General features: G+C 67.5%; 9 protein-coding genes. 6 read left to right on the top strand and 3 right to left on the bottom strand.

All coding sequences use genetic code 11. From position 1 onward, the window contains the following. Nucleotides 1-52: 52 nt before the first annotated feature. Together ACTWNK_RS09030 and ACTWNK_RS09025 are read right to left on the bottom strand one after the other, a co-directional pair. On the bottom strand, nucleotides 53-502 hold the full coding sequence (locus ACTWNK_RS09030; protein ID WP_474303411.1) for an anthrone oxygenase family protein: 450 nt from the start codon (nucleotides 500-502) through the stop codon (nucleotides 53-55). Beyond that, nucleotides 499-984, bottom strand: coding sequence for a hypothetical protein (locus ACTWNK_RS09025; RefSeq protein ID WP_474303410.1), 486 nt, complete (start codon nucleotides 982-984; stop codon nucleotides 499-501). Before ACTWNK_RS09025 ends, ACTWNK_RS09030 begins: the two co-directional genes overlap by 4 nt. A 135-nt stretch (nucleotides 985-1,119) precedes the next feature. Here ACTWNK_RS09025 and ACTWNK_RS09020 point away from each other — a divergent pair, with 135 nt between their 5' ends. From ACTWNK_RS09020 to ACTWNK_RS09005, 4 genes are all read left to right on the top strand, one after another. Beyond that, nucleotides 1,120-2,283, top strand: coding sequence for a sensor histidine kinase (locus ACTWNK_RS09020; protein ID WP_474303409.1), 1,164 nt, complete (start codon nucleotides 1,120-1,122; stop codon nucleotides 2,281-2,283). After that, nucleotides 2,280-2,939 carry a response regulator gene (locus ACTWNK_RS09015; RefSeq protein ID WP_474303408.1) on the top strand — a complete coding sequence of 220 codons (660 nt, stop codon included), beginning with the start codon at nucleotides 2,280-2,282 and terminating at the stop codon, nucleotides 2,937-2,939. Before ACTWNK_RS09020 ends, ACTWNK_RS09015 begins: the two co-directional genes overlap by 4 nt. Nucleotides 2,940-3,229: 290 nt before the next feature. Continuing rightward, complete coding sequence (locus ACTWNK_RS09010) at nucleotides 3,230-5,464, top strand: helix-turn-helix domain-containing protein (protein WP_474303407.1); 2,235 nt, start codon at nucleotides 3,230-3,232, stop codon at nucleotides 5,462-5,464. Continuing rightward, nucleotides 5,445-6,392, top strand: a complete 948-nt coding sequence (locus ACTWNK_RS09005) for a hypothetical protein (protein WP_474303406.1) — start codon at nucleotides 5,445-5,447, stop codon at nucleotides 6,390-6,392. Before ACTWNK_RS09010 ends, ACTWNK_RS09005 begins: the two co-directional genes overlap by 20 nt. Here ACTWNK_RS09005 and ACTWNK_RS09000 read toward each other — a convergent pair. After that, complete coding sequence (locus tag ACTWNK_RS09000; protein WP_474303405.1) at nucleotides 6,370-9,474, bottom strand: DEAD/DEAH box helicase; 3,105 nt, start codon at nucleotides 9,472-9,474, stop codon at nucleotides 6,370-6,372. The two genes, ACTWNK_RS09005 and ACTWNK_RS09000, sit on opposite strands and share 23 nt — an antisense overlap. Nucleotides 9,475-9,674: 200 nt before the next feature. On the opposite strand from ACTWNK_RS09000, the gene ACTWNK_RS08995 reads away from it, so the two are divergent. Next, the gene (locus tag ACTWNK_RS08995; protein ID WP_474303404.1) at nucleotides 9,675-11,183 is read left to right on the top strand and encodes a PD-(D/E)XK nuclease family protein; all 1,509 of its coding nucleotides are present in this window, start codon (nucleotides 9,675-9,677) and stop codon (nucleotides 11,181-11,183) included. Continuing rightward, nucleotides 11,180-12,343, top strand: coding sequence for a restriction endonuclease-related protein (locus tag ACTWNK_RS08990; RefSeq protein ID WP_474303403.1), 1,164 nt, complete (start codon nucleotides 11,180-11,182; stop codon nucleotides 12,341-12,343). Before ACTWNK_RS08995 ends, ACTWNK_RS08990 begins: the two co-directional genes overlap by 4 nt. Nucleotides 12,344-12,352 lie beyond the last annotated feature (9 nt).

Below are 12,352 nucleotides of genomic sequence, written 5' to 3'. Positions count from 1 at the left end.
CCCATCCCCCACCTCCCAGGCAGCCCCGGCCACCCGGCCGGGGCTGTCCTGCTCATCGCCCCGTGCCACGCACCCCCTCCACCACCAGCGCCCCGAACGCGAGCACCGCCACCCCCGTCCGTACGGCATGCCAGGTGTTCCACCGATCGCGAAGCTGCGCCCAGTCCACGGGAACACCCGAACGTGGCCATTCGTCGATCATTTCCCCGTTGATCGGCACATGGACCGCGATCGTCGTCGCCAGCGCCGCGACCAGGCACACCAGCGCCACCACGCCTCGACGCCCCTTCGACAGCGCTGTCAGTACGGCGGTGCCCGCGATCGCCGTCAGGAACAGCAGGGCCATCGGCAGTGCGTAGACCTCGTGTGTGCTCCTGCCCACGACGGCGTGCACCTCGGCGGACTGCCCGGCCATGGCCACGGCCGTGAGCAGGCCCCCGGCCAGTACCCCGGCGACCAGCCCGGTGGCGACCAGCGAGACGAAGCTCGCCGCGCCCCTCATCGCCGCCGTCCCCACGGCTTGTACACCGACAGGGCGGTGGCCGTGCCCAGCAGCGCGAACGCCGCCAGATTGCCCCCGACCAGCAGCCCGCGTACGGAGGCGGCGCCGTCCAGCGCCTGGACGGTCCAGCCGTGCAGCAGGAAGAAGCCGTTGGCCATCGCCAGGACGACCAGGCCCAGCTTGGCCAGGACCCAGTAGTACCTGGTGACGCCCCACTTGCTCAGCAGGCCCCCGGCCAGCCCGCTGACGAGCACGAGCAGGGCGAAGGGAACGACGATCACATCGTCGATCACGGCCATCATGCGGTAGCCGCCGTACACGATGCCCGGATCACGCGTGTGCCGCAGCACGACTCCCAGGACGATCATGACGACCGCGGCCCCGAGCCAGCACCCCGAGGCGCCGACATGCACGACGAGCACGGCCCTGCGCCATGCCCGCCTGCCGTTGCGCGGGGCCTTGACGGAACGTTCAGCACTCATGCCGGTCAGCGTGCCGTCGCACCGCCGTCGCGCTCGTCGGCGCCGCGACGTAACCACGCGCTACCGTGCTCGCCGTACCCCTCTTACGTCCAGATGCTGACGACGCCGGGCCGGTCGCTTCCTAGGCTCGCGGGCGTGAGGATCTTCTGGGCGCGTTCCGGGCCCGCCGTCCGGGGGCGGATGTGGGACCGGGTGGCGGCGGTGGTCGCCGTGCTGTTGTTCGTGGTGGGGAGCGTGGTGGCCTCGCGTACGCGGGTGCCGCCGTTCAGGGCGCTCGACGTACCTGCCTTCGGGTTGCTGGTGGTGGCCGGGACGGCGCTGGCGTGGCGCGGGCGGCGGCCTGTGACGGTGTTCGCGATCACGCTGGGCTGCTCGGCCGGGATGCTCGCCGGGCACTACGCCTACGGGCCGGTGTTCCTCGCGGTGTACGTCATGGTGGCCACGGTCGTGGTGCGGTACGGCCTGCCGTACGGGCTGGCGGCGTCCGGGGTCGCCGGGACCGTTCTGCTGGTCGCCGACGTGCTCGGCTGGGGTCGCGCGTGGGTGCCCGGGGATGTCGTCGCCTGGGTCGTCTGGTACGCGTCGATGGCACTGCCGTACGCGGCCGGGGCGGTGATACGCCTCGACAGGGAACGGCGTGCCCAGGCGGCCAGGAACGAGGACGAACGACGCCTACGCCACCTCCAGGACGAACGGCTGGCCATCGCCAGGGAGATCCACGACGTGCTCGGCCACAGCCTCAGCGTGATCAGTATGCGCGCGGGAGTCGCACTGCACGTCGCCCACCGCCGCCCCGACCAGGCCCTGGACGCCCTGGAGGCGATCCGCACGACCAGCAGGGACGCACTCGACGCCCTTCGCGGCACACTCGACGTCGTCCGGGCCGGGGGGCCTTCGTCCGTCTCCGTCTTGGCCTCCGTCTCCGTCGACGTGCTGGTCGAGTCGGTCAGGGCGGCTGGGCAGCGGGTGGACCTTGTCGTGCACGGGGATCCCTCGGGGGTGGATGTCACGACCGGGCACGCGGTGTACCGCATCGTCCAGGAGTCGCTGACGAACGTCCTGCGCCACGCGGGCTCCGCGACCGCGACCGTCATGATCGCGTACGGGGTGGAGGAGAGCGTGGTGTCGATAGTCGACGACGGGGGGAGCACTACACCAGCCGCGGCGAGGAACCCGCCCGGTACCGGCCTGTCCGGTATGCGGGAGCGCGTGACAGCCCTGGGCGGCTCCCTCACCGCAGGCCCTCGCCCCGAAGGCGGCTTCGCCGTGCACGCCCGTCTGCCGAGCCGCCGCCCATGACGCCCCCGATCCGCGTACTGATCGCCGACGACCAGTCCCTCATCCGTATCGGCCTGCGTGTGCTCATCGAGACCGAGGACGACCTGGAGGTGGCGGGCGAGGCCACCACCGGCGACGAGGCCGTCGACCTGACCCGGCGCCTCCGCCCCGACGTCGTCCTCATGGACATCCGCATGCCGAACTCCGACGGCCTGACCGCCCTCACCGCCATCGTCGCCGACCCGGCCCTGACCGGCACCCGCGTGATCATGCTGACCACGTTCGAGATCGACGACTACATCTTCACCGCCCTGCGCGCAGGCGCCGGCGGCTTCCTCCTGAAGGACGCCGACCCCGAAGAGATCCTCCGCGCCGTCCGCGCCGCACCCCACGGCGGCTCCCACCTCTCCCCCACGGTCACCCGCCGCGTCATCGCCGAGTTCACCACCCACCCCACCCCCGCGACCCCGCACCCCCGCCTCCCCACCCTGACCCACCGCGAACGCGAAATCGTCACCCTCCTCGCCGAAGGCCTGTCGAACACCGAGATCGCCACCCACCTCTTCCTGAGCCCCGCCACAGTACGCACCCACGTGGGCCGCGCCATGACCAAACTCGACGCCCGCGACCGAGCCCACCTGGTCGCCATCGCCTACCGCTCAGGACTCACACGGTGACGTCGTCCCCACAGGAGATTCCACCGCACCGAAGTACGCCCTGGTAGAAGCCGGTTTCCGCTGTCCGGCTTAAGTGTCAACCGGAAACCCCTTTACCCACCCTCCCGCAACAGGCGAATGTACTGACGAACGACACTTCATCGCATATCCAGCAGATTTCATTCGCGAGAGGGATGAAAGCGCCGTGCATACACATTTGTCGACACGTCGGCCGTACTGATCACCTGGTCTCCGGCGACCGGAACTCCATCTTTCTACTGAGACCGCAACGAATAGGGCATCATGAGATCATGGCGGAAAGCGACATCACTTTCGGTCCCGAGCTGCGGCGTCGACGCGAAAAAGCGAAAATCTCTCAGAACCAGCTGGCGGAAAAGACCGGCTACTCCAAGAGCTGGATCAGCAAGGTGGAGTCCGGGAAAACACGGATCGAGCCGGCATTCGCACGAAGGTGCGACCAAGTGCTGGAGGCAGACGGCGCTCTCGTGGCGCTGATCCCGCAACCGGCCCGCCGCCCCGCCAGCCGGCTGATCGGCCTGCAGGCGTCCACGCAGTGGTTCGTGGGCCGCTCGCGCGAGCTGACCGAGCTCTCGGCCTTCCTCCGGCGCGAGAACGGCGTGAACGTCTGCCTGGTGACGGGGATGGCAGGCGTCGGCAAGACCGCGCTGGCCGTGGAAGCCGCCTGGAACTCGACCCACTCCTTTCCTGACGGCTCACTCCAGCTCGACTTCGGCGCGTTCACCCCCGGCGTTCCCGAACTCGACACACATCAGGCGCTCGGCGCACTCCTCAGGCTGCTCGACGTGCCCACCGAGACGATCCCGGCGGATCGCGCCGCTCGGACCACCCTCTACCAGAGCCGTGTGCAGGGCAGGCGCATGCTGCTCATACTCGACAACGTCCGATCGTCCAGCCAGATCAGAGCCCTCCTGCCGGCCGAGTCGAGCTGTCGTGTGATCATCACGAGCCGCCACCGTTTGAGCAGTCTCGACGAGGCGGTCCACGTACCCGTCACCGAGCTGAGTACCGAAGAGGCCGAGAAGCTCTTCCGCCTGGCGAGCGGCGCACAGACGGAAGACGCCACGCGTGCGATGCCGGCGCGCATCGTCCGCCAGTGCGGGCTGCTGCCGCTCGCCATACGCATCACGGCCGCGTGCTTCGGCCGCAATCCGAAGTGGACACTGCACGAGTTCGCCGAGCGCTTCGCAGAGGAGGTGTCGAACATCGATGCCATCGATGACGGAGAACGCAGCATCGCCGCCGCCTTCGGCGCCTCCCACGACGCCCTGGACGAACCAGAGCAAAGGCTCTTCGCCCTCTTGGCGCTGTATCCCACGCGTGAGATCTCGATCTCCAGCATCGCGGCCCTCACCGGTTCCACCCCGGCCAGAGCCCGCGCCTCGGTGGATCGGCTCGGTGATGCCCATCTCGTGTTCTACGAACGGGCCGACCGCATAGCCATGCACGATCTCGTACGGGAGTTCGCCCGTGACAAGGCACTCCCCCGTAGAACAGCCGAGGAGTGCGACGCCGCCGTCCTCCGCCTGCTCGATCACAGTCTGCTCCTGGCCGAGTCCCACGGAAGGCTCATCGCGCCCCACCATGGCCGCGTGTCCGCCTTCGAGTCCCTCGCCGACAGATCCGAGGCGCTGGAGTGGTTCCACACCGAGTGGCCCGCCCTGGTCGAACTCTGTGCCACTGCTGCCGCACGCGGCTGGCATCGGCGCTGCTGGCAGCTGGCGTTCGCCCTGCGCGACTATTTCTTTCTCGCCAAGCTCTGGGATCAATGGATCGACACCCATCGGGCGGCGGTCATGGCCGCACGTGCCGCAGGCGCCGACGACGTGCTGGCGGTCGCACTCAACAGCCTGGGCATCGCGCACATCGACCGAGGCGAGTTCACCTCGGCCGTCGGCCATTACCAGCAGGCACTGGAACTCTTCCGCCGCCTGGAGGATGACCACGGCCAGACCAGCGCGTTCGCCAACATGGCCTGGGCCTCCTTGTACCTGGGCGAGTACGGCACGGCACTGCGCGAGTTCCAGGTGGCTCTGGCGGCCTACCGGCGGCTGGGCAACGCACGAAACGCCGCCATCACGCTTCGGGCCATCGCCTTGGCCGAGACCGAGCTCACGCACTACTCCGAAGCGGTGACGCACGGTCTGGAGGCCCTGGGCGAGTTCCAGCGACTGGGCCTGCCCCTGGACGTGATCATGTCCTACAACTGCATCGCCTGGGCCTACTTCAACTGGGGCGCCCTCGCCGAGGCCACCGACCACTACCAGCAGGCCTTGGTGCTGGGCGAGCAGTACGGCAGCCGGTACGAGAGCGTCCGTGCGATCACGGGCCTGGGCAATGTGGCCGCAGCTTCGGATCGGTTCGCCGAAGCCGCTGAGCAATGGGCGCGGGCCGACTCCCTCGATCAGCCCTTGGAGGCGGCGGTGATCGGGGAGGCGAGGCTCCGCTCGTGGATGCAGCCGACCGAACAGACACTTGAGGTGACCGATGGACGTCGCGGCGGCTGACGTACTGCGCGAGTTGAAGCCCTTGCGCAAGGGGTTCGGGGTCAAGGACACGCGTGCCGTCGGTTGCATCGGACCGGTGCTGGCGCAGTTCGCCAGTGTGACCCCTGACGACGGCCCCGCCGAGCGGAGCAGGAAGCTCGCCTCCTTCCTCTGTCTCATGATCGCGAAGCTGCCGGACAGCTTGGCCAGGGCAAGCCGGTACGCCTTTGCTCTGGAAGGCGCCTCGGACTGGCGCTTCGAACGTCGCCTCAGTCACCTCGCCCGCGAGCTCGGCTGCCACCAACGCACTGTCAACCGGCAGGTGGACAAGGCGTTCGAACAGCTGGCGCAGGAGATCGCGGCCACCCCGCTCCCTGGGACCGGCAGCCCGCCCGGCCCGCCTTGGCATCTCGCACGCCTGATCGCCACGGTGCTGGTGGCCCCGTCGAGCATCGAGACCCTGGAGGAACGGACCATCGTCAGCCACCGTACCGGGCTGAAGGAGGTCGACCTGTCCTATTCACTACCGAGCTCACACACGAAACTGAACATCAGAGTCATGCGCGGCGGTGTGCGGCGGCGCCGTACGAGGATGTCGACCACCCGCGTGGGCGTGCGCGTGACGCTGCCGTACCCACTGGAGCGGCACGAGAGTCATGAGCTGGCGCTGCGCCTCCTCATCACCCGTGACTCCGTGCCTTTCTATGTCTGCACGCCGAGATATCCATGCGCGAGGTTCGAACTCACCGTCCGCTTCCTGTCCTGCCGCCCTCGTCGCCTGTGGATCGTCGACAACGAGTTACCCATCGAGGTCGGCGATCCCATGCGCCGCGACAACCAGACGCACCTGGACGAGAAGGGTGCGATGACAGTCTCCTTCGTCGCCTTGGAGGCCAATCGTTCCTACGGCCTCGCCTGGGACGGGTTCAGTCGACCGCAGCCGGGATGAGGTCGCTCAGCTCGACCTCGTGTTCCCGATCCTCCACAGCCCGTTCGGCAGCTTCCAGGACGATTTTCGCCAGGTCACCGTCACGCAGGCACGTGATCACGGCCTGCGGCGGGGCGTCCCTGATCGCATCGACGGAGCCGAGGCCGTCGCGCTGCAGATTCATGTACACGGCACGCGGCAGCCTCCGCTCCACGCGTCCGGCCAGCGGGACCAGCCCTTCGACGATGCCCAGCTCCAGTTGGGCGGGCAGCACCTCGGGCAGGTTCTTGAAATCGGCGAGCGGGTTCACACAGATGCCGATCTCGATGAGCGCGCCCATGAAATCCGCAGCGCGCTGCGCTGCCTGCCGTACAGGGTTGGCATTGGCCTGCGCCCGCCCCGGGTTCAGGGCGACGACCCGCTCGATACGCGCAAGCTCGATGCCTTGGCTCCACATGAGGCAGGCGATGCTGCGCCTGGCCCTGGAGATGAAGGAACCGTCTCCCGCCGACACGACAGGCATTCGCTTGAGGACCGGCCCGGCGACTCCCTGATCCTGCATCACCCTCGTCAGCTGAAGAAGTTTGTGCGTCCGCCCGTTCGAGGAATCGGAGAATCTGGCGTCCTCCAGCTCTCCGATGAGTTGCGCCGCGCAGATCAAGGTCATGCGGTTCATCTCACGGGGGGACACTTCGGCCAAGGCCTCCGCGAGCAGGACGACCGACTCGACGCACAGGCCACTGCGCGCCGCGATCGAACCCAGCTCCGTGAGGGCCGGGCCGGACTGTGTGGTGCGGACCAGTTGAGCCTCAAGCAGGTAGGTGAGGGCGGCATCGACGCGCTCGGGGCAGAAGGGCGGGAGGGCGGCCGCGTTGCCCGCCTGAAAAGTGGCAAGAGTCTGGTTCAGGAAACTGTGCACGTCCAGGGCGTGGTTCTTGAACCCGGCGACGATCGGCAGGATCAGATCACGAAGATCGTCAACACCGTCCGCCATCGCCGAGCGCAGAGGGCCAGGGGCGGCCATGACGTAGTCCCTGGTCTTGCGCACCGCGTCGATGTCGCTGTTCGCGACGATGAACGAAGTTCCTTTCTTGCTCAACCTCGTACGCCCGGCCCTGCCCGCCATGTTCTTGTACTCGAAGACCGAGTAGCGCCTGCCCTCGTCGCCCGGGTGTTCCAGCTCACAGATGACGACCGCGTCAGCGGGGAGGTTCACGCCCTGCGCGAGCGTGGTGGTCGCCACCAGCACCCGGACCTCGCTGTCGCCTCTCCTGAAGGACTCCTCCAGGAGACGTCGCACGTCCTCGTCGAGGTCCGACACGTGAAAGGCCACCCCGCCTCGCAGGCAGGCGCGCAGCCATTCGTCGACTGCCGCCGCGTCTCCTCGCGGCAGTGCGGCCAGAACGGATTCGGCAGCGGGCAGCCCCAGCCTGCGCCCCAGGTCCTGCGCGAGGCTCCAGGCTCCGCGCCGTGTCGACCTGAAGACGATGACCTGACCGCCCTGCCCTTCACCGGCCAGGTGGGCGATCAGCCTGACGATCAGGTCGTCCTCCTCGGTGTCCTGAAGGGCGGGCAGGGTCGTCCTGTGCAACTCCCCGCTCGCGTCCACCGAGATGAATTCGCCGCCCGGCCGGATGACGTTCTCCACGAGCGGGGTCGGGCGCTGCTCATACCTCAAAGGCTCCGCAGCGAGCCAGTCGGCGAACTCTTCGCACTCGTCGGCCAAGGTCGACAGCCCGACGATCTGCGGCCCTGAACCCCTGTTCCAACGAGGCCGCAGCCAGGTGAGCAACATCTCAAGCTGCGGCCCGCGATCGGGGAGCGTGATCGTCTGGATCTCGTCGACCACGAGCACGGCCAGGCTGGACAGCAGTCCAGGGCGGACGTTGAGCAGGCCCACGAACTTCTCGTAGGTACATATGGCCAGGTCGAACCTTCCGCTCAGCAGTTCGGTCACCTGGTCGCGCAACTCGCCCGTGGCTCGGACCGTCTGGATGCCGAAGGGCTGGTAGTCGTTGACGAACCGGTCGTACTGTTCGTTGACCAGCGCCCGCGTGGGAAGCAGAAAGACGGCCTTACCGCCCCGGGCGACGGCGTGAATCGCGGCCAGTTCCCCGACCATGGTCTTTCCCGACGAAGTGGGCGCACTGACCACGATATTGCGCCCGCGAAACAATGCACCCCTGTTGATGGCGTCGACCTGAAGCTCGTTGAGCCGGTCGATCCGTGTCGACCACAGGTCGAGCACGGCCTGAGGGATTCCGAGTTCGCGCAGGCTGCTCAGCGCTCTCGTGGCAGGGAGCAACAGCGCGTCGTCCACGACGCCGGCATACCTGGGCCCCTTTTCGAGCACGGGAAAACGTGCATCGCCGATCTGCGTGTCCAGGATCGGCTGCTGCTGACTTCCCCGCGGCAGCTTCGGGTGCGCGGCGACCTCCCGCATCACGTACGCGGCCAATTCCAGCAAGGAGATTTCTCCCTGCCTGCGGGCGGAACCCTGGCCCAGCAGGCCTTGGATGAGGTAATAGGTCAGCAATCCGTGGTCGGTGCCCTTTCCTTCGAATGCTCTCTGCCCCTCGCCCGACGCGGCCAGCACGAACCGCCCCTTGCCAGAGATCTTGCCCAGCACCTGCCGGATCTGCGGCACATCGGATCGACTGCCGCCGTCATTCGGCGGACGCCAGATGGCCTTGGCCAGCTCTCCACCGACGAAACAGCAGTCGAGAACCACGATGAGCAGCCGCGCGGAGATCTTCTGCACCTCCTCGACGAAGATCTCCAACGGGAGTACAGAACCACCCATATCCCTAGCATCGTCGTCAAACAGCACTAGCTCGCCATTTGTGGTGCCATGTCCGGAAAAAGTGATAACGACAACATCGTCGCCCCCGCTGTCGGCGGCGAGCTGTCGTATTTCTGTCAGGATTTTCTTCTTGGTGGCGTCCTCATCCAGTACTAGATTTGGCTCGCCGGCGAAGTTGTCCGAGAACAGAGCATGCAAGACCCTTGCATCCTTGGCCGCATAGGAAAGCGAACGAGGGTTCGACTTCTTGTCGCAATAGTCTAGGCCGACGAAAAGACCGCGAAGTCTTTGCTCCGCCACGGACACCCTCCTTGTCGCCCGAACAATGATGCCGGAAATTATCACATCCCCCTGGCGACCAGCGGTCGTTCCGCTCATCTCGCCACCTGAAGGAGAAAACCGCTGTGCCTGTCTGGGAACTCCCCGAAGGAATGTCGGGCGATGATCGGCTCTTACGATTCCGTCCCTCTGTCGTCACCAATCACGCCTACAGCTGTCCATTGCGCCTGGCCCTCAAGGTGCGGCCCGGCCTGTCTCCGCTGAACCCACCGAGCACATCGGCCAAGCACGTGCCTGCCTATGGCATGGGGCTGTTCCACGACGTGCTCGACGCCGTCGAGCTGGACAAGAAGCCGGAAGCGGTCGCTCTGAGCCGCGTGCCCCAGCGGGCGAAAGGGCCTGCTCCGCTGGCGCTCGCGCGCTGGACGGAGCACGCCGTACGGCACTATCAGCAGAGCCTGGGGCAGGCGCGCTCGCTGGAACCCGTCTCGCGTCAGTGGGTCAGACAGCTGGTCACCTCGCCACACGGGCCGGACCACATCCACGAGGAGACCGTCACCGGCCGCCGATACGCCAACGACGACATGCGCGAGTTGCGGATCGCACGCATGGGCAGCGTCACAGGCCGGGCACGCAACGAGGCCGAGATCGCACTCGCCGCCGCCGTACTGGCGGAGGGCAGTCCTGCGCTGAACAGGCACTGGCGCAGCAGGGCCGTACTCGGCCGCTTCGAACCGCCGAAACGGGTCCGGATCGTGGAGGTCGGCTGTCTGGACGGCTCCTCCACCGTACTGTTCGACGACACTCCTGCTGCCGCGATCGACCTCTATGCGCAGGAGACAGAAGACCTCCTGCACCGTGTGGCCTCGGGCGACGAACGCCGACCCGGCAACGACTGCGTCGAATGCCCTCTGATCGGCACCTGTCCTGCGGTGCCGTCCCGGCCTGGGCTGCTCGGGATCGGCGGCACCGACAAGCCACTTCGCCCTTGGTCGCTGACCACTTCCCGCGAGCATCGCCGGTGCGGGCCGCTCCCGTACTACCGCGACCTCAAGCTCCCGAGGGAGCGCGGTGCGGACGAGAGTGCGGCCACCACGCGCGGGCGCGTCGTACACGCCTGGATCGAGGACAGGCACCGGACCACGCCGCCCCAAGCCTGCCGGCCCGTCGACGCCCCTGACCTCAGCACCCACGAGTCGTTCAGGAAAGCCGGCCTGGAAGCGAGAATGGGGACGCGGATGATCGCGGACCACTCCCTCGTCTGTCCTCTGACCCATGCCGACGACGAGACAGCAGTCCACCCCGAACAGCCGATCGTCGTGTACGACCCCGCCGCCCATGTCGTGGTCATCGCCAAGGTCGACCTGCTGTATCGGAACGCGGGCATATGGCGACTGCGCGAGACCAAAACCTCAAGCGGCCTGTACGAGGGCAACCTGCTTAAACGCTACCCACAGGTCGCCCTCGCGATTCTCCTCTCCGCCGAAGGACTCCTGGCGGGGGGCGCCCCATGCCGGGTGGAGCTTGAGCGGCTCACCGCCAACGGCCCCGTGCTGACCGAGTTCGACGTGGGCGACGCCGAGCTGGTCGCCGAGGCGCGTGAGGTCGTCCGGTTGGAGGCGGGGGCCTGGCATGACGACGTCGAGATGGGCGTCAAACCCGGCAGGGTGTGCCGGACCTGCGTCTTCACTCGCTGGTGCCCGAGTGCCGAGACGGAGAGCACCTCGTGACGGCCTGGATCGCTCCACCTTCCGACGACCTCGCGCAACGACGCCACCGTGTCATCACCGCCGCACTGCGAGCCGCCTATGCCCGGTCGGCGCGGCACGCCCATACACGTGCCATGGACGAGGTGGCCAGGATGACAGGTGTCGTCATGGAGGCCCAGGGGCCAGGCCAGGGGCCGTACTCACCCCTTGAGCTGGTACGGGCCTTGCGTCGCCCGCTCGGAGATCTACCGATCTTCGCGGGGTACGACGACCCGGTCGGCCGGGTGGTTCTCCTGGAGGACAGCGACCGGCTCTCCCCCGACGCGCAGGACCTGGTCTGCGAATACGTCGTCCCCCTGAACGTCCTGACGGAGTCGCATGAGTGGCTGCCGAAATGGACACGCATGCGTTCCGACCAGATCAGGCACCAGGCGTTCACCGCGATGATCGAGATGCGCAACCAGGAGGTCTATGTGGCCTCACGCCGCCTCCTCGTCGAACACCCGGCGAGTACACGCGAGGAGCTCGGCGAGCTGGTCAGCGCATCGGGAGCGCGCCTGGCCACCGGCGGATACCTCCCCATTCCCCACGGGCAGAAATACCTCACCCCTGCAGGAAGGGAATGGTGGTGGCCCTGTCCTGACTGCCGCTGGCCCATGACGGTCTCGGGAGAGGTCGTGCGCTGCGCCTACAGACCGCACCCCAATGTGTACGCCATAGGCCGGGCACTGGCCGATGACCGTCCCGGCCTGCGGCGGATCGACGAGGGCCAAGGGCCGCGCAAGCCGCCTGCCGCACGTCCGGCCGAGCAGTCCGTCTGCCTCGACGCCGGAGTCTGGCGCTTCGTCGTCGTTCCCGGGTCGGCCGAACTACGGATCTGCACCCAGCTCCGGCACCTCGGCGCGCAGGTCGAACTCTGGCCCGAGCTCGACTCCTACGACCTGCACGTGAAGGCGGGCGAGCACGAATACGCCGTGGACGTGAAGGAGTACCGGTCACCCCACCGCCTGATCTCCGACCTCAAGACCAAGCCGGTCAGAGGAAGCGTCCTGCTGCCGAGAACCCATGAGTACCAGTACGACACCATCCGGACCGAGCTTCCCCAGGTGCGTATCACCACGGAGAGGCGCTTCCTCGCCCAGGTGAGGCAATCGCTCAGGCCCGGCGGACGAGCGGAGTAGAGGGGCTTG

This window comes from Nonomuraea sp. IBHARD001 (assembly GCF_056106265.1).
The sequence above is the reverse complement of the archived record's forward strand: the minus strand, read 5'-3'. Positions and strand labels throughout refer to the sequence as shown.

Excerpts from the sequence above, each read along its gene's own strand:
- ACTWNK_RS09030 (WP_474303411.1), bottom strand. The coding sequence starts at position 502 with ATGAGGGGCGCGGCGAGCTTCGTCTCGCTGGTCGCCACCGGGCTGGTC.
- ACTWNK_RS09025 (WP_474303410.1), bottom strand. The coding sequence starts at position 984 with ATGAGTGCTGAACGTTCCGTCAAGGCCCCGCGCAACGGCAGGCGGGCA.
- ACTWNK_RS09015 (WP_474303408.1), top strand. The coding sequence starts at position 2,280 with ATGACGCCCCCGATCCGCGTACTGATCGCCGACGACCAGTCCCTCATC.
- ACTWNK_RS09010 (WP_474303407.1), top strand. The coding sequence starts at position 3,230 with ATGGCGGAAAGCGACATCACTTTCGGTCCCGAGCTGCGGCGTCGACGC.
- ACTWNK_RS09005 (WP_474303406.1), top strand. The coding sequence starts at position 5,445 with ATGGACGTCGCGGCGGCTGACGTACTGCGCGAGTTGAAGCCCTTGCGC.